Consider the following 20,771-nt stretch of genomic DNA (forward strand, 5'->3'; position numbering starts at 1 on the left):
TTCTTTGGAGGAAGGTAATGTTACAACCACGGAGAACTAAATATAGAAAAATGCATCGCGGCAGAAGGAAAGGCAATGCACAGGCAGGTAACCAAATAACATTTGGTGAATTTGGAATGAAAGCCATTGGAAGAGCGTTTATAACTGCAAGACAGATCGAAGCTGCAAGAAGAACTATAACTCGAAGGTTTAGAAGAGGTGGTCAGGTTTGGATACGTATCTTTCCAGATAAGCCAATTACAAGTAAACCTTTAGAAACCCGACAAGGGGGAGGAAAAGGTGCTGTTGATCAGTGGGTGGCTGTAGTTAGGCCTGGAAGGGTTTTATTTGAGGTTGCTGGGGTATCAGAGGATGTTGCGAGAGATGCTTTGTGGCTGGCTTCTCAAAAACTTCCCATAAAGGTAAAAACTGTGGGTAAAGAGGATTTATATACTGCTTAATTAATAATGTAGTAGGGATAAATAATGGACGTTCAAGATATTAGAAAAATGAATAGAGAAGATTTAGCAAAAGAGATGGAAGACAGTCATAAAGAATTAATGGCGCTTCGATTTGGTGCTGCTACGCGGCAATTAAACGATACTTCTCAAATAAGTAAAGTTAGAAAGAAAATAGCTAGGTTAAACACGGTAATTCGTGAAAGAGAAATACTCGGGCAGGAATAATAATGGAAAAGATTAAAAAAATTAGAATAGGTACAGTTGTAAGTGACAAAATGCATAAAAGCATACTTGTTGAAGTTGAACGAATGCAAAAGCATAGAATATATGGCAAAAGAATTCGTCGAGTATCTAAATACAATGTACATGACGAAAATAATGAATGTGTTGTGGGAGACAATGTATCAATTATTGAAACTCGACCAATATCTAAAACCAAAAGATGGAGAGTTTTGAATATTAATAAAAAGAGTGAAATGAATCAGCAAGATCTTTCACCATTGGCAGAGGAAAATGCCACAGATAGTCAAACAGAAGATGCATAGAGGGAAAAAGTGATACAGACATACTCAAAATTAAAAGTGGCAGATAATTCCGGAGCAAAATCGATTCAATGTATTAATGTTCCTGGAGGTACCGGAAGAAGATATGCATATGTAGGTGATATCGTTGTTGCTTCAGTGAAAGAGGCAGAGCCCAGAGCTGCTGTAAAAAAGGGCGATGTGGTTAAAGCTGTTATAGTCCGAACATCATTTCCTATAAGAAGAAAAGATGGTTCATATATCAAGTTTGATGAAAATGCAGCAGTCATATTAACAGAGAGCCAACAACCAAGAGGCACGAGAATTTTTGGACCAGTAGCGAGGGAATTGAGAGAAAAAAATTTCACTCGAATTGTGTCCTTAGCTCCGGAGGTTTTATAAATGAAAATCAAAAAAGATGACCAAGTTAAAATATTATCCGGTAAGGATGCGGGAAAAACAGGTAAAGTTCAACAAGTTTTTCCCAAACACTCGAAAATTATTGTTGAAGGAACAAATATGGTTTCAAGACATATGAAGGCTAACTCTGATATGAGACAGTCAGGGATTATAACTAAAGAAGCTTCTTTAGATATATCTAAAGTTCAATTAATGTGCCCCAAATGTAATAAAGGGGTAAAAATAAAATATACCTTACTTGAGGATGGCAAAAAAGTAAGAGTTTGTAATTTATGTAGTGAAATGGTAGATCAGTAATCATGACAAGTAAACAAGTAGCAACACCAACTTTATTAAATAAATATCGTCAAGATATTATGCCTGTAATGATTGAAGAATTTGGGTATAAATCACCGATGCAAGTTCCAAAATTAGAAAAAGTTGTATTTAACGTTGGGGTTGGAGAATCACTAACAAATTCAAATGCTATCGAATCAGTTGTTAGAATGATTTCAACCATTTCTGGACAAAAACCTGTAATTACAAAAGCAAGAAATTCATTGGCAGGGTTCAAAATTCGTGAAGGTATGAGTATAGGCGTTATGGCAACTTTACGATCTAAACGAATGTATGAATTTGTGGATAGATTGATAAATGTTGCCTTACCTAGGATTAGGGATTTTAGAGGTATACCGACAAAATCATTTGATGGAAGAGGAAACTATTCTTTGGGAATAAATGAGCAAGTAATATTTCCTGAAATAGATTATGCCCAAATAGATAAATTAAGATCTTTTCAGGTTACTGTTGTAACCTCAGCAAATTCAGATAAAGAGGCATTAAGATTATTACAGTTGATGGGATTTCCTTTTATACAAAATCAAAATCGTCAAAATTAACGAGGTAGAAAATGGCAAGAAAAGCTTGTGTAGAAAGAGATAAAAAAAGAGATAGAATGATCGAAAAATATAGTGATCAGTGGGAAACAAATCGCTCTATAGCATTAGATAGTAATTTAAGTTGGGATGAAAGACAACAAGCACGTTTAAACATGGCAAAACTCCCTAAAAATTCCCATTCAACAAGAAAAAAGAATCGATGTTTCGTAACTGGCAGATCACGTGGTTACATTCGTCATTTTGGACTTTCAAGAATAACATTTAGAGAATTAGCCCTTCGAGGTGAACTTCCAGGTATAAGAAAAGCAAGTTGGTAGGTGCTAAGTGAGTATGACAGATCCTATAGCTGATATGTTAACAGTAATACGAAACGGTATTCTAGTACGACGTGAGAAAGTTGATACTCCTCACTCAAAACTAAAAGTTTCGATACTTGAAATATTAAGACAAAGTAATTTTATCGATAATTATGAAATTACTGCGGATGGAAATAAGAAAAGATTACAAATTGGTTTGTTATACGATAGTGATAAACCAGCTATTGAAGGACTGAGAAGAGTTAGCAAGCCAGGTTTAAGAGTTTATATGAATAACAAAGAACTTTCTAAGTTTTTCGGCTCAAGAGGAATTTCAGTCATTTCCACCCCTGATGGGGTTATGACAAGCCAACAGGCCTGGAAAAAAGGAATTGGAGGAGAATTGCTTTGCCATGTATGGTAAACAATTTAACTAAGGAGAAAAAATGTCAAGGATAGGAAACAAACCAATACAAATACCGTCTGGTGTAACAATTGAGATAGCTGAGAGCATGGTGACAGTAAAGGGACCAAAAGGCGAGCTTTCACAATATGTTAACGATGGGATTATACTCAAACAAGAAGAAGATCAAGTTTTGGTTACTCGTCAAAGTGAATCAAAAGAACACAAATCTCTCCATGGTTTAATACGGTCACTTGTTGCAAATATGGTAGAGGGTGTTTCCTCTGGTTTCGAAAAAACACTAGAATTAGTTGGTGTTGGGTACAGAGTACAACAATCAGGCAAAGGGGTAAATTTGCAATTAGGCTACTCGCATACTATTGATGTTCAACCCAAAGAAGGAATAACTTTTGAATTAGAAGGAAATAATTTGATTAAAATACAAGGTATTGATAAACAGGCTGTTGGTGAAACTGCGGCAAATATCAGAAAATTACGAAAACCTAATGTTTATACTGGCAAAGGTGTTCGTTACCAAGGTGAACAAGTTAGAAGAAAAGCCGGTAAGAGTGGAGCTAGCGGTGGCTAAAATAACAACAAAAAAAGGACAAATGATTTCTAGACATGCAAGAGTGCGTAAGAAGGTGATAGGGACATCCCAAAGACCCCGACTTACAGTATTTAGAAGTTTAAATAATGTTTATGCACAAATCATTGATGATTCGTTAGGCAATACTATAGTAGCTTCCTCAAGCTTGAAACTTGATACTGGTGGTCAAAAAAAATCTGAAATTGCATATATTGTAGGTAAAAACATTGCTGAACTTGCTAAAAAAGCAGGAATTAGCAAAGTGGTTTTTGACAGAGGTGGTTACAAATATCACGGCAGAGTTAAATCTTTAGCAGATGGTGCTAGAGAGGGAGGAATTGAATTCTAATGACATTCAACAGAAATAATACAAATCAGCAAGATTATCAACCTGAATTTTCTGAAAAAGTTGTTGATATTAAAAGAGTTGCTAAAGTTGTCAAAGGTGGTCGTAATTTAAGTTTTAGAACACTAGTAGTGATAGGCAATGGCAAAGGTAAAGTTGGTGTGGGATTAGGGAAATCCGAGGCTATACCTGACGCCGTGCAAAAAGCCACATCTGTTGCTCAAAAAAACCTTGTAAGTTTTGATTTGAAAGAAACTACAATTCCATATCAAGTTGAAGCTAAATATGGTGCAGCTCAGGTTATTATTAAGCCTGCTCCGCAAGGTACAGGAATTCGTGCCGGTGCTTCTATGCGTGCAGTTTTGGAACAAAGTGGGGTCAAGGATGTTGTTGCGAAATCTTTAAGAAGCCAAAATCCAATCAATGTAGTACGTGCAACTATTTCAGCTCTAGGACAATTAAGCGAAAAAAATTCTGGTGCTGAAGAAGTCCAAGATGGAGGCTCTGAAGATGTCCAAAATTAAGATAACTTTAGTCAGAAGTACAATAGGTTTGCCTCAAAACCAAAGAAAGATAGTAAAGGCCTTAGGTTTTAGAAAATTAAATCAGAATGTTATTCATGAAAGTTCACCCACAATTAATGGGATGCTTCATAAAGTTAAACATTTAGTATCCATAGAGGATGTTTCCATTACAGATGGAAAGAAAGGTGGCTCATGAAACTACATGAATTAAAGCCTGCCGATGGTTCAAAACGTAATAGAAGAAGAGTTGGGAGAGGAAATGGTAGTGGAATGGGAAATTATGCTACTAGAGGGATGAAAGGCCAGAAATCAAGAAGTGGCGGATCAATAAAACGAGGTTTCGCTGGAGGTCAATTGTCTATGATTAAGGGGCTTCCTATGCTTAGAGGTTTTACCAATAAGTTTAGAACTGAATATCATCCTGTGAATATCTCATCTTTAAATTCTTTTGAATCCGGTAGTACTGTTGGACTGGAAGAGCTTAGGGCAAAAGGGCTCATAAAAAACGAAAAAACAAAAATAAAAGTTCTTGCAAGAGGATCAATTGATGTAGCTTTAACTGTCAAAGCACATAAATTCTCAGAACAAGCTCAAAGTGCAATTGAAAATGCAGGAGGAAAGATAGAGCTGCTATAAGTATGACTACCTCAGCGTCAAGAAATAAAGGACCGGGAAGACCAGCGTTGTTACAAGCGCTGATTGATTCATTTCGCACACCTGACTTAAGATTTAAAATATTATTTACTCTTGGTATGTTAGTTGTGTTTAGAGCCCTAGCTCACGTTCCGGTTGTTAATGTCGATAAAGGAATGATTAGCCGTCTATTTGAACAAGGGGACCCTACTGGTCAACTATTAGGATTTTTTGATCTTTTCAGTGGTGGTGGGCTTAGATCCCTTAGCATCATTTCTCTTGGTGTTTATCCTTATATTACTGCTTCAATTATTATGCAAATAATGAATCCTGTAATCCCGTACCTACAAAACCTTGCAAAGGAAGGTGAACAGGGTAGACAGAAGATTAACCAAATAACTCATTATATGATGATACCAATAGCCATAGCACAAGGATATGGTCAATTAACTTTAATGAAGCGACTTGGAGGTATTAGTGAGGAGTCATTTAGTTCGACATTTGGCTTAGACACTATTGCGATTTTGTTATCACTTGCTGCTGGTACTGCTTTTTTAGTTTGGCTTGGTGAATTGATTACAGAACATGGAATTGGTAACGGTGTTTCAATAATTATATTTGCTGGTATAGTTGCAAACTTTCCAACAGTGATTGGACAAGGGTTTATACAAAGGAATAGTAACCTGGGAGGCCTTTTAACATTGGTTATACTAGGTTTGGTTATTGTCTTTTTGATAGTTTTGTTTAACGAAGCACAAAGAAGAATTCCTGTGCAATATGGGCGGAGCTCCTTTCGAGGGGGGCGTATGTATCGCCAACAAGGTACAAGCTATTTACCTTTGAGGGTAAATTCGGCAGGTATGATTCCCTTGATATTTGCTTTTTCAATAATGATTTTGCCAGCAACCCTTGCATCCTTTTTTGCAGACCCCACCAGTGAATCAATTGGTGGCAAGATAGCTAATTTTTTTACTGTTACTTTTTCTCCTGATACAGCCTGGTATTGGCTATTTGTGTTTATATTAGTTGTAGCTTTTACTTTTTTTTACACGATGATTATGTTCCAACAACAAAACCTACCAGCTACATTGCAGAGAAATGGCGGTTTTATACCAGGAATAAGACCAGGTAAACCTACAGGGGATTACCTTAATCGGTTAATCATACGAATAACTTGGGGTGGCGCCATATTTCTTGGACTTATAGCAGTAATGCCGTATTTTGCCACATTAATAACAGACATTAAAGCTATTCAATTAAGTTCTGCGAGTCTACTAATTGTAGTTGGTGTTGCTCTTGATACATTACGCCAGCTGGAATCCCAATTGCTTATGAGAAATTATGAAGGGTTTATGAATTAGTATGAATAATATTGTTTTTTTAGGCCTAGCAGGTGCTGGTAAAGGGACTCAGGCTAAAATACTTTCAAATGTTATGAATATCCCTATGGTTTCATCTGGGGATTTGTTTCGTTTTCATTTAAGTAATGAAACAGCATTAGGTATTGAAGCTAATAAATATATGAGTACAGGTGCACTAGTGCCAGATGACATAACAATAAATATGATTCTTCAAAGAATTGAAGAAGAGGACTGCAATAACGGTTTTATATTAGATGGGTTTCCAAGAACACTGGAACAAGCAGAAAGTTTACATAAAGCTGTTAATGGAAATATAAACAATGTTGTATATATCGAAGTGGCACAAAATGAATTGGTAAGACGGCTTTCTGATAGAGTTATATGTACGATTAAGTCATGTAACGCTATTTTGTCAAAATCCGATATTATGGGGATGGATTCAAATTGTCCAGTATGTAATGAGCAGAGTTTAACCCAAAGGAAAGATGATTTACCTGACGTGGTTGAAAATAGATTAAAAACACAGATCCCTTTAATTAACCAATTATTGGATTACTATAAAAATCAAGAAATTTTAATCAGTGTAGATGGTGAACAGGATGTTGATATCGTTGAATCTGAGATACAAATCAAATTAGGTATAAATCAATGATTTGGATTAATTGATACTTTGATGTACAATACCATATCTCGGGAAAAGGGAAAAAAAGAGTGAATATAATTTTAGGAACACAACAGCAAGGAATAATAATAAAATCTCAGAAAGAGATAGATATTATGCGTCGTGCAGGAGAAGTAGCTATAGGTACAAAAGAAACAATAAAAAAAGAAATACGAATAGGTATGACGACAAAAGAATTAGATCTTATTGCAGAAAATCAGATAAGAAGCATGGGTGCCATACCCGCCTTTAAGGGGTATAGAGGTTTCCCGGGAACTCTTTGTATTTCTATAAATGATGAAATCGTTCACGGAATTCCTGGTGACAGGGTGTTTCAGGAAGGCGATGTCGTTAGTATTGATCAAGGTGCAATTGTTGAAGGGTTTTATAGTGATACTGCTATTACTTTAATTATGGGAGAATCAGACAATAAAACAAAAAACTTAGTTTTAGACACTAAAGCTGCAATGGAAGCAGGAATAGCTCAGGCAATCCCAGGTAATCGAATTGGTGATATTGCTGCAGCAGTACAAAATATAGGTGACTCAAAAGGGTATGGGGTGATAAAAGATTTTGTTGGGCATGGTATTGGTCGATCTTTACACGAGGAACCAAGTGTTCCCAACGTTGGTGTGGCTGGAAGGGGCCCAAAACTTGTTCCGGGGATGGTTCTGGCAATAGAACCTATGTTTACTTTAGGCACATGGAAAACTCGCACTCTTGATGATGAATGGACAATAGTTACAGCTGACAATAGTCTTGCTGCACATTGGGAACACACCGTTGCTATAACCGAAAATGGTCCAGAAGTACTAACTTAGGGGTGGAATTTAAGGGAGAATATGTCAAAAAAAGAAACAATAGAAGTAGAAGGGACAGTAATAGATACATTACCAAATGCACAGTTTAAGGTTGAACTAGCAAATGGACATGAGGTTTTAGCCCATATATCAGGAAGAATGAGAATGAATTACATAAGGGTTTTACCTGGAGACAAAGTTTTAGTAGAACTTTCTCCATATGATTTAACTAGAGGAAGAGTTACTTTTAGATTTAGATAGAGGATAAAATGAAAATAAGAGCTTCTGTAAAAAAAAGATGTGACAAGTGCAAAATAATTAAAAGAAATAATGTTGTACAAGTTATTTGTTCAACAACACCTAGGCATAAACAAAAACAAGGTTAATAAACTTTGTAAGGAGGAAAGATGGCTCGTATAGCTGGTGTAGATATACCTGATAATAAAAGAATAGAATTGGGACTTACGATGATTTATGGCATAGGTCCAACAGCTGCTTCCAAAATACTAAAGCAAGTTCGTTTAGAAGGAAATCCCAAGATTGGCGATATTGAAGAATCTCAACTTCAACAGATTAGAGAAATTGTAGACCAAGATCACACAGTTGAAGGAGATTTACGCCGAGAAGTTAATATGAATATAAGGCGATTGATTGACATTGGGACTTATCGAGGAGTTCGTCACAGAACTGGTCTTCCAGTGAGAGGACAAAGAACGAAAACAAATGCAAGAGGTCGAAAAGGTGGAAAACGAACTATTGCAAATAAAAAGAAAGTAATAAAGAAATAGATATAAGGAGAAATAATGACACAATCTCGTCAGAGGCCTAGAAGAAGAGATAGAAAATCTGTACCAAAAGGTAATGCTTATATATCCTCAACCTTTAATAATACCATCATTACACTGACTGATTTAGAAGGTAATGCTATAGCATCTGGAAGTGCTGGAATGGTTGGATTTAAGGGAGCAAGGAAAAGTACTGCATTTGCTGCCCAGAGAGCAGCGGAAGCGGTTGCTAAAAGAGGAATGGAGCATGGTTTAAGAGAAATTGATGTTATGGTTAAAGGCCCTGGTGCTGGACGAGAAGCTGCAATACGAGCTATACAATCCTCAGGTATAGCTGTGAACAGTATTCGTGATGTTACCCCAGTTCCGCATAATGGATGCAGACCTCCAAAAAAGAGGAGAGTATAAATGGCAAGATATACTGGCCCAAAAAATAAAAAAAATAGAAGATTTGGATTACCTTTAAAAAATGGGAAACCTGATACCAAGAGGACAGGTACTGGAAGAGGGAGACGTTTATCAGATTATGGACTTCAGTTGAGAGAAAAACAGAAGGCTAAATATCTCTATGGGATTTTAGAAAGACAGTTCCGTAATTACTATTTGAAGGCTTCAAATCTTGAAGGTGTTACTGGAGATAGGTTACTTCAACTACTCGAAAATCGCTTGGATAACGTTGTGTATAGACTTGGTTTTGCAAAAACAAGACCACAAGCCCGTCAGTACGTTAGCCATGGCCACATTCAAGTAAATTCTAAGAAGGTTAATATCCCTTCTTATCAACTTAAAACTGGTGATCAAATTACATGGAAAGAAAGTTCTCAATCATCTGACATTGTGAAAAATGCCTCAGATAACGCTGGGTTTGAGTCAGTAGTCCCTACATGGCTAAATGTCGATTCAAGTCGGCTTTCTGGTGAAGTATTATCCGAGCCAACGCTTAGTGATGTTGAATTAATTATTGATACTAGATTAATTGTTGAGTTTTATTCAAGATAATTAAATTCTTGTAACGACAGGAGGAAATCATGGCAATGATGCCATCAACAGAAGAAGAATTAAATGATTCTATGGCAGTAATACCAGTATTACTAGTCGAAGAAGAAGACGAAAGATATGGTCGTTTTTCTCTAGGTCCTTTAGATAGAGGTTACGGTATGACTTTAGGTAATCCACTAAGGAGGGTTTTACTTGGTTCAATACCTGGAGCTGCCATAACTTGGGTTAAAATAGATGGTGTTTCGCATGAATATACTTCTGTTCCCCATGTTCGTGAGGAAGTTTTTGAATTATTGCTTAAATTCAAAGAAATAAGGATAAAAGCACTCTCTGATCGCCCAGGAAAATTAAGGCTAGATGTTTCTGGAGAAGGAGTAATTACAGCCGGAGATATTATGGTTCCAGGCGACTTTGAAATTGTAAATCCGGAACTGTATATTGCAACACTAGATTCTCCAGATGCTCATTTAGTTATAGAATTTAATGTTGAAAAAGGATCAGGATATATTTCAGCAAATAGTAATGAAGGGTATCCTATAGGAGTTTTGCCCGTAGATTCTATTTATACCCCAGTATCAAAAGTTAGTTATGCAGTAGAACCAATGAGAATTGGTCAAGTTACAGATTATGAAAAGCTAATTGTTGAAATTTGGACAGATGGTACTATTATGCCATCTGAATCCCTCATCGAATCAGGTAATCTTCTAGTAAAAAGTGCAAATTTATTGACAGCAATAGGAACTAGTATTGCAGAAGGTGGGGAAGAAGAATCTTCCAGTAGTACAAATTCTTCAGTCCCTCCAGAGATTTATAATAGTCTTGTCGATGGATTAGGCTTATCAGCCAGAACTTTAAATTGTTTAAAAAGAGCTAAACTTAATCGAGTTGGAGAAATATTAGAAAAAGATAAATCTGAACTAATGCAAATTAGAAATTTTGGACAAAAATCTATGGATGAGCTCTTCGATAAATTAAAAGAACTTAATCTTCTTCCTGAAGAAAACACTGAAAATGTAGAATCTTCAGATGACGAAGATGCTGAAGAGTAAAGAGGTTTTATATGAGACATAGAATAAAAGGAAGACATTTTAATAGACCTGCTGATCAAAGAAAGGCATTATATCGGTCTTTAGTACGATCTGTAATTATTAACGAAAGAATTACGACTACTGAAGCAAAAGCTAAAGAAGCAAAAGCTTTAGTTGAAAAATTGATTACCTATGGTAAAAAAGGTTCTTTACATGATAGAAGACAAGCAATGTCTTTTTTACCTGATAGTAGGGTTGTTTCGAAAGTATTTGATGATATTAGTCCTAGATATAATGAAAGAAATGGTGGTTACACCAGAGTACTTAAAATAGGAAATAGAAAAGGCGATAATGCCCCTATGGCCATATTGGAATTGGTGTAAAAGGATTAGAATGGATAGGAAAATCGCTTTACTAATTGAATATGATGGAACTAAGTATTATGGTTTTCAATATCAACCAAATTATCCCACAATACAAGGTGAAATTGAAAATGCATTGAATAACCTAAATCTTTCAACAGAACGAATAGAAGGTGCTGGAAGGACAGATACAGGTGTTCATGCAAAAGGACAGATAGCATCGTTTGTAACAAATACTAATCTAAATATTAAAGATATAGAATCAGGGATAAATCATTTTCTACCATCTGATATTGCAGTTCAGAAGGCTTACGAAACTCCAATAACCTTTAGTCCTAGAAGAGATGCTATTAGTAGAAGATATAGATATACATTTTTAAATAGGCCTACAAGATCTCCATTATCAGAAAGATATGCATATCGGGTATCCAAACATATAAATGTTGATAAAATGACAAAGGCATTGTTTGCGTTAAAAGGTACACACGATTTTGTAAATCTTTGTGGGAAATATAATGGTAGTACAGTTAGAAATATAATGGACGTGAGTATAAATATTGATGATGAAAGACTGTACATTGATTTAGAAGCAAATGCATTCTTACCTCATCAGGTAAGAAGGACAGCAGGTCTACTTTATCAGGTTGGTTTGAATAAGTTTGATTCAGAAGAAGTTGAAAAACTCATTGACATTGATAATCAGATTACTAGACCAAATATACCCACATTACCGGCATGTGGTTTAGTTCTATTAAAAGTTAAATACAAGGATATGTTTGAATATGACTATTATTAAAAGAAAAAAAACCTATACAGCTAAAAGTGGATCTTTAGACCCAAATTGGCATTTAATTGATGCAACAGATCAACCTTTGGGTAGATTGGCTTCTAAAGTTGCCGTAATACTTCAGGGCAAAGATAAGCCAACATACACACCTAATTTATTGACAGGAGACTTTGTAGTTGTTATAAATGCCAAAGATATTGCTCTTACAGGAAATAAAATTGAGGACAAAGTTTATTATCATCATTCTGGCTATCCTGGGGGTCTTAAAGAAAGACCTTTGTCCAAGTTAATGGAAACGGTTCCAGAAAAAGTTATATACAATGCAGTAAAAGGAATGTTACCGAAGAATGCAATAGGTAGACAAATGTTTAAACGATTAAAAGTTTATCCTTCTCAAGAACATCCACATAATTCACAAATTTCAAACAGTTAGAAATAGGAGACTTCATAATGGCTAATGAACAGTATTACCATGGTGTTGGTAAAAGAAAAACATCTATAGCACAGGTTAGATTATATAAAGAACCTGGTAGCGTAGTTGTCAATGGAAAACCTTTTACTGAGGCTTTTGGTTGGGATACATGGCAAACTATGATAAATAGACCATTAGACGTCACAAATAATACGGGTAAGTGCAGCATTCAGGTAAAGGTTGCTGGCGGTGGTATAGTTAGCCAGGCTGGTGCAATTAGACATGGAATTGCTAGAGCATTGGTAGCTATGGACGAGGAATTAAAACCAATTCTCAAAAAAAATGGGTTACTTACCAGAGATTCGAGAATCAAGGAACGAAAAAAATATGGGCTTAAACGCGCTCGTAAAGCTCAACAATATAGCAAGAGATAAGTATAATTTTTATCAAAGATATTACTATTTCGATTCGGTAATAATAGGATTATAGTGAGGGTCTAATTCGTTAGCCATTGCTAAATAATAACTTATATGGTCACCAAGTGTTAATAAAGAAAACAGGTGCGTAAGTTTGTAATTACCAACTCCATTTATCTCTCTATACAACAAGTCCTGTTTTTTCAATAAGCTTTTTAGTTGATTAAATTTTTTCTTTACTGATTCAGGATATAAATTTGATGTAAGTAAAATAAAAAAGGGATTTGTTTGTTTAAAAACTTTTGATTGATAACCCTCAATAGAATTGTGAAACATTTCCGGTATATTATCTATTACAGCAATTGTTTTACTATTTTCGTTTATTTGAGTTCTCCAACGGTTCGCTGTAGATGTAAGAAAATCCCCACTTATAATAATAGGAAGGCAGTTGAGAATTTTAGTACTAATATCCTTTGCTAGATTTTGCGAAGTTGGAATTCGAATTTGCAAACCATCAATCAAGGTTTCATTTATACTCAAACAGTCATTTATTTCTTCGTGATTAATATCAATTAAGTTATTTTTTGAAAAAAAAGCGATAAGAGAACCTAGTACAAAGGATAAGGAGCTTCTTGCTTCGAGAGTGTTAGGTATTTCTATTAAAGGAATTTTTCGTTGCTTCGCTATATTAGTTAAATCTCCTCCTTGTGAAATGATTACTATACTAGCTTTTTGCTCAATTGAGTCATTAAACATTTTTATTGTTTCTTCTGTATTTCCTGAGTATGAACAAATAAATACCAAAGATTGCTCATTGATTGACTTAGGTGTATTCCATGTTTTAACTATTTGTGTAGGTAGCTTGAGTTGATCTTTGACTAGATCTACAAATACTTCTCCGCCTATTCCTGATCCCCCCATTCCCATAAAGTAAATCGATGTAATATTGGGGTCAATCGCAATATTATTAACATTTTTTGTATTAATTCCATCCTGAAATAATTCAGTTGAATTAGTTATTCTTTGGATATATTTTGTGGAATCGTATTTTTTATATATATTAAGCTGATCTAAATAATCTGAATTTCTCAATAATCTCCTAACAAAATATGTAATCTTTTAACTCATTAATTATATTTGTAACTTCATGTTGGCTGTGCGATTCGGCATAAATTCTTATTAACGGTTCTGTTCCTGAAATTCGTATAGTACCCCAAGAATCATCTTTCAAGTAAAATTTAATACCATCCATATCAGAAGTAGATATAATTGATTTATTATCAATGCTTTCTATTGTTATATCTTGTAATTTTTTAACAATAATGGAATATTGCTTTGCTGTATAGCCAAAATCTGATCTGTCAAAAAATGTTCTACCAAATTTAGAATACATTTCATTTTTAAGTTGTTGTAAACTTTTTTTGCTTGTTGCTAATAATTCAAGGATTAGTAACGCGCTTATTATTCCATCTCTTTCAGGTACATGAAATTTAAAAGCATATCCTCCACTTTCTTCTCCAGCAATTAGTGCGTTTTGGGAAAGCATAGCCTCACATAAATGAGGAAATCCAACAGCGGTTTCTATTATTGGGACATTGTAATATTTAGCTATTTTAGTAAATATACTTCCCATTGTTATAGAAGTAACAATCCCGCCTAATAATTTTTTATTCTCAAATAAATGTAAAATAATAAGAGCAAAAGCTTCAGCGGTATTGATGTAATTTCCTTGACCGTCAAATAACCCAAGTCGATCAGCATCTCCATCAAAAGCAATTCCGAGATCATATTTATTCTCTAATAGTTGTGTTTGCATTTCCTCGAGATTTTTGGGTATAGGCTCTGGTTGGTTGATATCTGGAAATGAGGGGTTAGGATCTTTATGCAATTCAATGACATTTCCTCGATTATTATTAAAGAAATCGTCTAAAAAACCTATTCCTGCTCCATACATATAGTCTACAAGAATATTTATTTTACTTGAATTAATTAACTCCAAATCAACGAAATTTTTTATATTGTCGATATAATTTGGTTTTGGATCAAAATTTGTTAATAGATTGTTTTTAGATTTAGTTAAGATATTAGAGTTTACTTTAGATATTTCTTCTTCTACTTGCTTAATCACGTCTAAAGAAGCACTTCCACCATATTCAGACTTGTACTTTATTCCATTCCAGTTATAAGGATTGTGGCTTGATGTAACTATTAAAGCCCCACCTGCGTTTTTATCGATTACGCTAAAACTAAGAGATGGTGTTGGAGAAAATGTATTGGACAAGATGCAAGGTATTGAATTGGCGGTCAATATCTTCGCTATTTCCTTGGCATAAAAATTAGAATCTTTTCTTGTGTCGTATCCAACTATAATTGGTTTATTGTTTTGATTTGTATTAATCAAGTAATTTGATAGACCTTGAATACATTCTCTAACTGTTTGGATATTAAATCCTTGGCCCATAATGTCACGCCAGCCATCTGTTCCAAATTTAATTTCCAAAATGTCTCCTATAATTGCTCTTTTATTAATTTGGCAATATCAGTTGATTCCCAAGGCAAATCTAAGTCTTCTCTACCAAAATGTCCATAAGAAGCTGTGGGGGTATAAATAGGATTTCTGAGATTCATATTATTAATTATTGCCTGGGGCCTAAGATCAAAGTATGTGTTAACAATTTCAGATATCTTTTGATCAGAAAGATGTGATGTTCCAAAAGTTTCCACACTTACGGATATGGGTTTTGCCATACCGATTGCATATGAAATTTGTACTTCTGCTCTTTCTGCAATACCAGCAGCAACTAAATTTTTTGCCACATGTCTTGCTGCGTATGCACCAGATCTATCAACTTTTGTAGGATCTTTTCCGGAAAAAGCTCCCCCACCATGGCGGGCACTACCACCATAGGTGTCTACTAAAATCTTTCTACCTGTAAGTCCAGTATCAGCATTAGGCCCTCCTAATACAAAAAGACCCGATGGATTGATTTTTATTTCAGTAAATTCATCAATTAAAGATTCGGGTATAATGGGCTTGATTACATTTGATCGTAATTCTTTTTCTAGTTGGTCAGCTTTAACTTCTGGGCTATGTTGAGCAGAAACGATAATAGTGTGAATTCTTTTCGGTTTTCCCTGCGAGTATTCTACTGTAACCTGCGATTTTCCATCTGGCCTTAAATAATTTAAAGTGGAATTTTTCCGAACTTCAGCAAGTCTTTTTGTTAATTTGTGAGCTAGAGAGATTGGTAATGGCATTAGTTCGGGGGTTTCATTACATGCATACCCTACCATCATTCCCTGATCTCCTGCTCCAATGGTTTCATTTTCATTCTCATTTTTTGATTCTCGTGCTTCTAGAGATTTACTAACAGCAGAAGAAATTTCTGGAGATTGTTCTTTTACTGAAACCATAACACCACATGTGTTGTAATCTATTCCAAATTCAGCATTAGTATAACCAATATTTTTTAGTGTTGATCGCACAATATCAGGAATATCCACATATGTTTTAGTAGTCATTTCGCCCATAATAATTACTAATCCTGTAGTTACGCATGTTTCACACGCTACTCTTGCATTGGGATCTTGTGCTAATACTGAGTCTAAAATTGCATCAGATATTTGATCACAAACCTTATCAGGATGGCCTTCTGTTACAGATTCAGATGTAAACAAAAAACTATTGGAATCGTTAAAAGTAGATACCATATCTCTCTCTTTCTACGTACCTGTGGTCCAGCTATGTAAGTATTTAATTTGTTCTTGAGTTAAATTGTCTATAGATACACCCATAGTAGATAATTTTAGTCTCCCTATTTCTTCATCTATTTCTTTTGGTACGTCATGGACTGAAATTGATAATGATTTATTGAATTTAATGATATGTTCTACACATAATGCCTGATTAGCAAAACTCATATCCATTACACTAGAAGGATGGCCTTCAGCAGCGGCAAGATTTACCAAGCGGCCTTCCGCAAGTAAATTTATCTTTTTATCATTTACAGTATATTGTTCGATATATTGTCTTGTGAGTTTAGAAGATAAGGATATTTCTTGTAGTCCTGGTATATTAATTTCAACATTAAAATGCCCACTATTAGCTATAATTGCTCCGTCTTTCATATTTAACATATGATTTGTGTCAATTGCCTTAATACCTCCAGTGGCTGTGATAAACACATCTCCAACAACTGAAGCTTCCTCCATAGGCATTACGGAAAAACCATCCATTATTGCTTCTAAAGCTCTTGTGGGATTAACTTCAGTGACTATAACATTGGAACCTAATCCTCTAGCTCTTGAAGCAATACCTCTTCCACACCATCCATAGCCGGCAACCACAACTTTTCTACCAGACCAGAGTATATTTGTTGCTCTAGTTATTCCGTCTAATGTGCTTTGACCTGTTCCATATCGATTATCAAAAAGATGTTTTGTAGCCGCTTCATTTACTGCAATTATTGGATATATTAATTTATTTTCACTTGATAAGGCTTTTAATCGTATAACTCCTGTAGTTGTTTCTTCAGTACCTCCAATGATTGAATTACTGTATTCTTTCGGATTGTTATGTATTACTGATACTAAATCTGCCCCGTCATCCATAGTTATATTTGGCTTATACGACAAGGTTGCTTTTATATGTTCATAATATTTGTCATTATTTTCACCTTTGATTGCGAATGTTGATATCCCATATTCATTGACTAAAGCAGCAGCAACATCGTCTTGTGTACTTAAAGGGTTGCTAGCGCAAAGCAATACGTTTGCCCCCCCACTCTTTAAGGTAATCATTAAATTTGCAGTTTCTGTGGTTACATGTAGGCAGGCAGCTATGGTTATCCCTTTTAAGGGTTTTTCATTAACAAACCTTGTTTTGATTGAGTTAAGCACAGGCATATCTGTTGATGCCCAATTAATTCTTTCAATTCCAACATCAGATAATTTGTGGTCTGCTATATCATTTGGTGTTAAATTAGATGCCATTCATCTCTCCTATGGAAAACTTCCGCACATGTATATGATAGTATATTTAATAACTATTTTAGTTGGACTATTATTTTCTTTTTCATGTCATAAAAAAGCTAAGACTTATCAGTTGGTTCTTTTTTAGTAGTAGTGGCTTTTTTAGCAGTAGTTTTTTTAGCAGTAGTTTTTTTAGTAGTAGTAGTAGCTTTTTTAGTAGTAGCTTTTTTAGTAGTAGTTTTTTTGGCAACACTAGGTTTTTTAGCAGTAGTAGGTTTTGTAACTTCAGCGACTGTTTCTAAATTATTAACACGAGAGGTTCGTGTTGGAACTCTAGTTTTTACAACTGGATTTTCTAACCTTGTTTTTATCTGTAGTTTATTAGCCCTTTTTCGTCTTTTCATCAAAGATACGCGTTTTGTTTTATTCACGATTGATTACCTCACTTCTAGTTAATTAATTACTCTGCTGGGTAGCCCTTGGCTATCCAAGAGGGAGTTCCTTCTTCTATATTAAACAGTCTTTCTGATTCTATACCAACAGATGCTGCTAATTCACACGCCAAGGCACTTCTTACTCCTGCTGCACAAATGAATAATAATGACCCAGAATCTGGCAGTTGATCAACTTTAGAAAGAATTTCATCAACTGGTATATGTATTGCATTCTTAACATGGCCACTATCCCATTCGTCTTGTTGCCTAACATCAACAACTGTACATTCTTCACTATCAATTTTTTCTTTTGCTTTATCTATAGTGATTCTTTGGAATGGTTCCCCTGTATTAGAACTCATAAAATTCTCCTTTTATTATTTATAAACTTCACTAAAAAGTATTATTGAATGGTGGATATATTATACCAGACTCGGTAATAAATCCAGAAATATTTTCATGTGGGGTTATATCTGTTGTTATATTTGTCACAGAGATGGACTTAGGTGCTATCTCTGAATCATTAATATGTATAACTTCATTTCTGTTGCGTTCTTCGATTGGCAATGAAGCTCCGTTTGCTGATTCTATATCAATTATTGATGTCGGGGCGGCAACATAAAATGGAACATTGTTTTGCTTCGCGATTACGCTTAGAGAATAAGTTCCTATTTCATTTGCAAAATCGCCATTTTTAGCTATCCTTTGAGCTCCTACAATAACAGAATCTATTTTTTTATTTATCATCATAAAACCTGCTGCTGAATCGACAATTAAGTTTGTTGGTATGCCTAGTTGTGCTAATTCCCAAGTAGTAAGTCTTGCCCCATGTAAGAATGGCCTAGTTTCTGTGACGACCACATTGATATTTTTCTTGGATTCATGGGCTTTTCGTATTATACCTAGAGCTGTCCCATATCCTGAAGTTGATAGTGCACCAGTATTACCATGGGTTAATATTGTTTGTCCGGTAGATATTAGATTTTCACCTAAATTTACTATTCGATAGTTAATTGATAGATCCTCTTTATGTATTTTTTCTGCTTCTTTTTGCACAAAATCTTTCATTTCTTGCACAGTTGAGAGTGAATTTAATTTATCAAAAATTTTATATGTAACTTTTAATAAGCTATCCATAGATGGTCGAGAATTTATAATTTCATGAATGACATTTTCTAGATATTCTAAAAATTTTTGAACATCATTAGTAGAAACACTCTTTGCAGCTAAAGTTAAAGCATATGCAGCTGCAATGCTAAGTATAGATCCACCTCTAATAGACATAGATTTAATACTGTCTAGTACATCAATATAGTTGTTAGCAATAATCACTGCTTGTTCTTTTGGAAGTTTAGTCTGGTCAAGTATTTTTAATCGTTCATTTGACCATTCTAAAGGGTAAATTTCTGGCATATCTCCCTTTCTCTAATATACAACAATAGATCTCCCAAGAATTTCCCCATTAGAAAGTGATTGGTATGCTTCATTAATTTCATCAAATTTATATCGTTTGGTGATTAGTTTGTCGAGAGGGAACTGCCCATTTTTATACCAATCTAGGAACATGGGGAAATCGGTATCAGGATATGTAGCCCCTAAACTTCCTTTGTAAAGTCTTTGCCCACCAACAAACAATCTGGGTGGAATGGACATTGTGTGATTCCCGTGTGGCAATCCTATTAAGACAGCTGTTCCTCCAAGATTATTTGCTCCAGAACCGCCTGATCTTGTAGATTCAAGAATTTGCTCATTAGTGATTTTCACACCAATTGCATCGAATGCGTAATCTACTCCTCCATTTGTGATGTCTTTAATTTGTTCAATTGGATCGTTTTGAGAAGCATTGATTAAATGTGTTGCTCCAAATTCTTGCGCAAATTTTAATTTTTCATCATCTAGGTCAACTGCAATTACTGGATTTGCTTTGCTAATAGAAGCAGCTTGTATGGCGCATAATCCAACTCCGCCAACTCCAAATACTGCAACTGATTCCCCAGGTTTTACTTGTGCGGTATTTATTACTGCCCCCGCACCTGTTAAAACTGCACATCCAACAATACAGGATATATCTGTTGGATATTCCTTATCAATCGGTACAACATAATCACTATTTGTTAATACATCTTCTCCTAATGTGTAAACATTTCCATTAACCGGGATTTCATGATATGAAGCACCACTAAGTTCGGCAGGTATAGACCCTTGTGTTTCGACCCGCTTAACCCATGTAACGATTACATGGTCTCCTTCAGAAACATGAGAAACATTTTTTCCTGTTTTTGTGACAAATCCAGTGCCTTCATGACCAAGCACAAGTGGTCTAGGGAGGTTTGGATTTGCCATTTGGTGAAGTTGGGAATGGCATACACCGCTAGAATACATTTTTACTATTACTTGGTTTTCTCTAGGATCAGGAATTTCTAAATCTACAAGTTCCAAAGGTCCATCTAAGGTGAATTGAACAGCTGCTTTTGTTTTCAAATTAACTCCTTGTAAAAATAAAATTGCATGTAAATTATGACTGAGGAATTTGGGATCATCATTATAACATAAAAAGTCTGGTTTTAATCTATTTTGTTGTTATTGGAGGCGTTAATTTTTCTAATCTTGACACAACTTTATATAGGTAATAATATATCAGTCTGATCAGCTAGTGGAGTGTCCGTTTGCTGATTTTGTACGCAAAGTTGTTATTGTATTTAAGG

33 protein-coding genes and 1 pseudogene are annotated in these 20,771 nt (G+C 35.0%); 26 read left to right on the forward strand and 8 right to left on the reverse strand.

The window, feature by feature from the left end; all coding sequences use genetic code 11:
• Window positions 1-17: 17 nt before the first annotated feature.
• The 26 genes from rplP (at window position 18) to rpsI (ending at window position 12,679) form a co-directional block, all read left to right on the forward strand.
• Window positions 18-440 carry a 50S ribosomal protein L16 gene (gene rplP / locus FI695_04010; protein MQG51126.1) on the forward strand — a complete coding sequence of 141 codons (423 nt, stop codon included), beginning with the start codon at window positions 18-20 and terminating at the stop codon, window positions 438-440.
• Window positions 441-464: 24 nt separating this feature from the next.
• Window positions 465-665, forward strand: a complete 201-nt coding sequence (locus FI695_04015) for a 50S ribosomal protein L29 (GenBank protein MQG51127.1) — start codon at window positions 465-467, stop codon at window positions 663-665.
• A gap of 2 nt (window positions 666-667) precedes the next feature.
• Window positions 668-985: a 30S ribosomal protein S17 gene (gene rpsQ / locus FI695_04020; GenBank protein ID MQG51128.1), complete on the forward strand. Its 318-nt coding sequence runs from the start codon at window positions 668-670 to the stop codon at window positions 983-985.
• A 9-nt stretch (window positions 986-994) separates the two neighbouring features.
• Window positions 995-1,363, forward strand: a complete 369-nt coding sequence (gene rplN, locus FI695_04025; GenBank protein MQG51129.1) for a 50S ribosomal protein L14 — start codon at window positions 995-997, stop codon at window positions 1,361-1,363.
• Window positions 1,364-1,678 (forward strand): 50S ribosomal protein L24, encoded by a 315-nt coding sequence (locus FI695_04030; protein ID MQG51130.1) that lies wholly within the window; start codon window positions 1,364-1,366, stop codon window positions 1,676-1,678.
• A gap of 2 nt (window positions 1,679-1,680) precedes the next feature.
• Window positions 1,681-2,259, forward strand: a complete 579-nt coding sequence (gene rplE / locus FI695_04035) for a 50S ribosomal protein L5 (GenBank protein ID MQG51131.1) — start codon at window positions 1,681-1,683, stop codon at window positions 2,257-2,259.
• Between the two features lie 11 nt (window positions 2,260-2,270).
• Entirely contained in the window at window positions 2,271-2,576 is a 306-nt protein-coding gene (rpsN, locus tag FI695_04040; protein ID MQG51132.1) for a 30S ribosomal protein S14, read from the forward strand.
• 7 nt (window positions 2,577-2,583) lie between these two features.
• A complete protein-coding gene (rpsH, locus tag FI695_04045; GenBank protein ID MQG51133.1) occupies window positions 2,584-2,979 on the forward strand; it encodes a 30S ribosomal protein S8 in 396 nt (131 codons plus the stop codon).
• 22 nt (window positions 2,980-3,001) lie between these two features.
• The gene (locus tag FI695_04050) at window positions 3,002-3,547 is read left to right on the forward strand and encodes a 50S ribosomal protein L6 (GenBank protein ID MQG51134.1); all 546 of its coding nucleotides are present in this window, start codon (window positions 3,002-3,004) and stop codon (window positions 3,545-3,547) included.
• Entirely contained in the window at window positions 3,465-3,896 is a 432-nt protein-coding gene (locus tag FI695_04055) for a 50S ribosomal protein L18 (protein MQG51135.1), read from the forward strand. The genes FI695_04050 and FI695_04055 overlap by 83 nt, the downstream gene beginning before the upstream one ends.
• The gene (locus tag FI695_04060) at window positions 3,896-4,417 is read left to right on the forward strand and encodes a 30S ribosomal protein S5 (GenBank protein ID MQG51136.1); all 522 of its coding nucleotides are present in this window, start codon (window positions 3,896-3,898) and stop codon (window positions 4,415-4,417) included. The genes FI695_04055 and FI695_04060 overlap by 1 nt, the downstream gene beginning before the upstream one ends.
• Window positions 4,389-4,613, forward strand: coding sequence for a 50S ribosomal protein L30 (rpmD, locus tag FI695_04065; GenBank protein MQG51137.1), 225 nt, complete (start codon window positions 4,389-4,391; stop codon window positions 4,611-4,613). The genes FI695_04060 and rpmD overlap by 29 nt, the downstream gene beginning before the upstream one ends.
• The gene (locus FI695_04070; GenBank protein MQG51138.1) at window positions 4,610-5,053 is read left to right on the forward strand and encodes a 50S ribosomal protein L15; all 444 of its coding nucleotides are present in this window, start codon (window positions 4,610-4,612) and stop codon (window positions 5,051-5,053) included. The genes rpmD and FI695_04070 overlap by 4 nt, the downstream gene beginning before the upstream one ends.
• A 47-nt stretch (window positions 5,054-5,100) precedes the next feature.
• Entirely contained in the window at window positions 5,101-6,411 is a 1,311-nt protein-coding gene (gene secY / locus FI695_04075) for a preprotein translocase subunit SecY (protein MQG51139.1), read from the forward strand.
• 1 nt (window position 6,412) lies between these two features.
• Window positions 6,413-7,063 (forward strand): nucleoside monophosphate kinase, encoded by a 651-nt coding sequence (locus FI695_04080; GenBank protein ID MQG51140.1) that lies wholly within the window; start codon window positions 6,413-6,415, stop codon window positions 7,061-7,063.
• Between the two features lie 125 nt (window positions 7,064-7,188).
• Complete coding sequence (map, locus tag FI695_04085; GenBank protein MQG51141.1) at window positions 7,189-7,893, forward strand: type I methionyl aminopeptidase; 705 nt, start codon at window positions 7,189-7,191, stop codon at window positions 7,891-7,893.
• A gap of 21 nt (window positions 7,894-7,914) precedes the next feature.
• Entirely contained in the window at window positions 7,915-8,133 is a 219-nt protein-coding gene (infA, locus tag FI695_04090) for a translation initiation factor IF-1 (GenBank protein MQG51142.1), read from the forward strand.
• Window positions 8,134-8,141: 8 nt separating this feature from the next.
• Window positions 8,142-8,258: a 50S ribosomal protein L36 gene (rpmJ, locus tag FI695_04095; protein MQG51143.1), complete on the forward strand. Its 117-nt coding sequence runs from the start codon at window positions 8,142-8,144 to the stop codon at window positions 8,256-8,258.
• A gap of 21 nt (window positions 8,259-8,279) precedes the next feature.
• On the forward strand, window positions 8,280-8,660 hold the full coding sequence (gene rpsM, locus FI695_04100; protein MQG51144.1) for a 30S ribosomal protein S13: 381 nt from the start codon (window positions 8,280-8,282) through the stop codon (window positions 8,658-8,660).
• Window positions 8,661-8,675: 15 nt separating this feature from the next.
• The gene (rpsK, locus tag FI695_04105) at window positions 8,676-9,065 is read left to right on the forward strand and encodes a 30S ribosomal protein S11 (protein MQG51145.1); all 390 of its coding nucleotides are present in this window, start codon (window positions 8,676-8,678) and stop codon (window positions 9,063-9,065) included.
• Window positions 9,066-9,656, forward strand: a complete 591-nt coding sequence (rpsD, locus tag FI695_04110; protein MQG51146.1) for a 30S ribosomal protein S4 — start codon at window positions 9,066-9,068, stop codon at window positions 9,654-9,656.
• A gap of 29 nt (window positions 9,657-9,685) precedes the next feature.
• The gene (locus FI695_04115) at window positions 9,686-10,705 is read left to right on the forward strand and encodes a DNA-directed RNA polymerase subunit alpha (GenBank protein MQG51147.1); all 1,020 of its coding nucleotides are present in this window, start codon (window positions 9,686-9,688) and stop codon (window positions 10,703-10,705) included.
• Between the two features lie 11 nt (window positions 10,706-10,716).
• Window positions 10,717-11,067, forward strand: coding sequence for a 50S ribosomal protein L17 (locus FI695_04120; GenBank protein ID MQG51148.1), 351 nt, complete (start codon window positions 10,717-10,719; stop codon window positions 11,065-11,067).
• A complete protein-coding gene (gene truA, locus FI695_04125; GenBank protein ID MQG51149.1) occupies window positions 11,036-11,842 on the forward strand; it encodes a tRNA pseudouridine(38-40) synthase TruA in 807 nt (268 codons plus the stop codon). Before FI695_04120 ends, truA begins: the two co-directional genes overlap by 32 nt.
• Window positions 11,829-12,266 (forward strand): 50S ribosomal protein L13, encoded by a 438-nt coding sequence (gene rplM, locus FI695_04130; GenBank protein ID MQG51150.1) that lies wholly within the window; start codon window positions 11,829-11,831, stop codon window positions 12,264-12,266. Before truA ends, rplM begins: the two co-directional genes overlap by 14 nt.
• 17 nt (window positions 12,267-12,283) lie before the next feature.
• Window positions 12,284-12,679, forward strand: a complete 396-nt coding sequence (gene rpsI / locus FI695_04135; GenBank protein MQG51151.1) for a 30S ribosomal protein S9 — start codon at window positions 12,284-12,286, stop codon at window positions 12,677-12,679.
• A gap of 24 nt (window positions 12,680-12,703) precedes the next feature.
• Here the strand turns inward: rpsI and FI695_04140 are convergent, their stop codons facing one another.
• From FI695_04140 to FI695_04175, 8 genes and pseudogenes are all read right to left on the reverse strand, one after another.
• Window positions 12,704-13,753 carry a hypothetical protein gene (locus tag FI695_04140; GenBank protein ID MQG51152.1) on the reverse strand — a complete coding sequence of 350 codons (1,050 nt, stop codon included), beginning with the start codon at window positions 13,751-13,753 and terminating at the stop codon, window positions 12,704-12,706.
• Between the two features lie 7 nt (window positions 13,754-13,760).
• Window positions 13,761-15,161: a phosphoglucomutase/phosphomannomutase family protein gene (locus FI695_04145; GenBank protein MQG51153.1), complete on the reverse strand. Its 1,401-nt coding sequence runs from the start codon at window positions 15,159-15,161 to the stop codon at window positions 13,761-13,763.
• Between the two features lie 8 nt (window positions 15,162-15,169).
• Window positions 15,170-16,372: a methionine adenosyltransferase gene (locus tag FI695_04150; GenBank protein ID MQG51154.1), complete on the reverse strand. Its 1,203-nt coding sequence runs from the start codon at window positions 16,370-16,372 to the stop codon at window positions 15,170-15,172.
• 12 nt (window positions 16,373-16,384) lie between these two features.
• Window positions 16,385-17,653, reverse strand: coding sequence for an adenosylhomocysteinase (locus FI695_04155; protein MQG51155.1), 1,269 nt, complete (start codon window positions 17,651-17,653; stop codon window positions 16,385-16,387).
• 98 nt (window positions 17,654-17,751) lie between these two features.
• Window positions 17,752-17,898: pseudogene (locus tag FI695_04160) on the reverse strand (DNA-binding protein).
• A gap of 194 nt (window positions 17,899-18,092) precedes the next feature.
• Window positions 18,093-18,428 carry a rhodanese-like domain-containing protein gene (locus FI695_04165; GenBank protein MQG51156.1) on the reverse strand — a complete coding sequence of 112 codons (336 nt, stop codon included), beginning with the start codon at window positions 18,426-18,428 and terminating at the stop codon, window positions 18,093-18,095.
• Between the two features lie 31 nt (window positions 18,429-18,459).
• Window positions 18,460-19,479, reverse strand: a complete 1,020-nt coding sequence (gene mtnA, locus FI695_04170; protein MQG51157.1) for an S-methyl-5-thioribose-1-phosphate isomerase — start codon at window positions 19,477-19,479, stop codon at window positions 18,460-18,462.
• Between the two features lie 12 nt (window positions 19,480-19,491).
• Window positions 19,492-20,547, reverse strand: coding sequence for a zinc-binding dehydrogenase (locus tag FI695_04175; protein MQG51158.1), 1,056 nt, complete (start codon window positions 20,545-20,547; stop codon window positions 19,492-19,494).
• Window positions 20,548-20,771 lie beyond the last annotated feature (224 nt).

The sequence above is a fragment of the SAR202 cluster bacterium genome, from assembly GCA_009392515.1.
Classification (GTDB): Bacteria; Chloroflexota; Dehalococcoidia; order Lucifugimonadales; family UBA6952; genus UBA6952.

Bases quoted from the DNA above. Each gene is read 5' to 3' on its own strand.
- rpmD (MQG51137.1), top strand. From the start codon at position 4,389: ATGGAGGCTCTGAAGATGTCCAAAATTAAGATAACTTTAGTCAGAAGT.
- rpsM (MQG51144.1), top strand. From the start codon at position 8,280: ATGGCTCGTATAGCTGGTGTAGATATACCTGATAATAAAAGAATAGAA.
- FI695_04150 (MQG51154.1), bottom strand. From the start codon at position 16,372: ATGGTATCTACTTTTAACGATTCCAATAGTTTTTTGTTTACATCTGAA.
- rplP (MQG51126.1), top strand. From the start codon at position 18: ATGTTACAACCACGGAGAACTAAATATAGAAAAATGCATCGCGGCAGA.
- truA (MQG51149.1), top strand. From the start codon at position 11,036: ATGCCCCTATGGCCATATTGGAATTGGTGTAAAAGGATTAGAATGGAT.
- rplE (MQG51131.1), top strand. From the start codon at position 1,681: ATGACAAGTAAACAAGTAGCAACACCAACTTTATTAAATAAATATCGT.
- FI695_04165 (MQG51156.1), bottom strand. From the start codon at position 18,428: ATGAGTTCTAATACAGGGGAACCATTCCAAAGAATCACTATAGATAAA.
- FI695_04050 (MQG51134.1), top strand. From the start codon at position 3,002: ATGTCAAGGATAGGAAACAAACCAATACAAATACCGTCTGGTGTAACA.
- rpmJ (MQG51143.1), top strand. From the start codon at position 8,142: ATGAAAATAAGAGCTTCTGTAAAAAAAAGATGTGACAAGTGCAAAATA.
- FI695_04055 (MQG51135.1), top strand. From the start codon at position 3,465: ATGTTTATACTGGCAAAGGTGTTCGTTACCAAGGTGAACAAGTTAGAA.
- FI695_04030 (MQG51130.1), top strand. From the start codon at position 1,364: ATGAAAATCAAAAAAGATGACCAAGTTAAAATATTATCCGGTAAGGAT.
- FI695_04070 (MQG51138.1), top strand. From the start codon at position 4,610: ATGAAACTACATGAATTAAAGCCTGCCGATGGTTCAAAACGTAATAGA.
- rpsK (MQG51145.1), top strand. From the start codon at position 8,676: ATGACACAATCTCGTCAGAGGCCTAGAAGAAGAGATAGAAAATCTGTA.
- FI695_04155 (MQG51155.1), bottom strand. From the start codon at position 17,653: ATGGCATCTAATTTAACACCAAATGATATAGCAGACCACAAATTATCT.
- rpsD (MQG51146.1), top strand. From the start codon at position 9,066: ATGGCAAGATATACTGGCCCAAAAAATAAAAAAAATAGAAGATTTGGA.
- FI695_04080 (MQG51140.1), top strand. From the start codon at position 6,413: ATGAATAATATTGTTTTTTTAGGCCTAGCAGGTGCTGGTAAAGGGACT.
- mtnA (MQG51157.1), bottom strand. From the start codon at position 19,479: ATGCCAGAAATTTACCCTTTAGAATGGTCAAATGAACGATTAAAAATA.
- rpsQ (MQG51128.1), top strand. From the start codon at position 668: ATGGAAAAGATTAAAAAAATTAGAATAGGTACAGTTGTAAGTGACAAA.
- rplM (MQG51150.1), top strand. From the start codon at position 11,829: ATGACTATTATTAAAAGAAAAAAAACCTATACAGCTAAAAGTGGATCT.
- rpsN (MQG51132.1), top strand. From the start codon at position 2,271: ATGGCAAGAAAAGCTTGTGTAGAAAGAGATAAAAAAAGAGATAGAATG.
- infA (MQG51142.1), top strand. From the start codon at position 7,915: ATGTCAAAAAAAGAAACAATAGAAGTAGAAGGGACAGTAATAGATACA.
- rpsI (MQG51151.1), top strand. From the start codon at position 12,284: ATGGCTAATGAACAGTATTACCATGGTGTTGGTAAAAGAAAAACATCT.
- FI695_04120 (MQG51148.1), top strand. From the start codon at position 10,717: ATGAGACATAGAATAAAAGGAAGACATTTTAATAGACCTGCTGATCAA.
- FI695_04060 (MQG51136.1), top strand. From the start codon at position 3,896: ATGACATTCAACAGAAATAATACAAATCAGCAAGATTATCAACCTGAA.
- map (MQG51141.1), top strand. From the start codon at position 7,189: ATGCGTCGTGCAGGAGAAGTAGCTATAGGTACAAAAGAAACAATAAAA.
- FI695_04015 (MQG51127.1), top strand. From the start codon at position 465: ATGGACGTTCAAGATATTAGAAAAATGAATAGAGAAGATTTAGCAAAA.
- FI695_04115 (MQG51147.1), top strand. From the start codon at position 9,686: ATGGCAATGATGCCATCAACAGAAGAAGAATTAAATGATTCTATGGCA.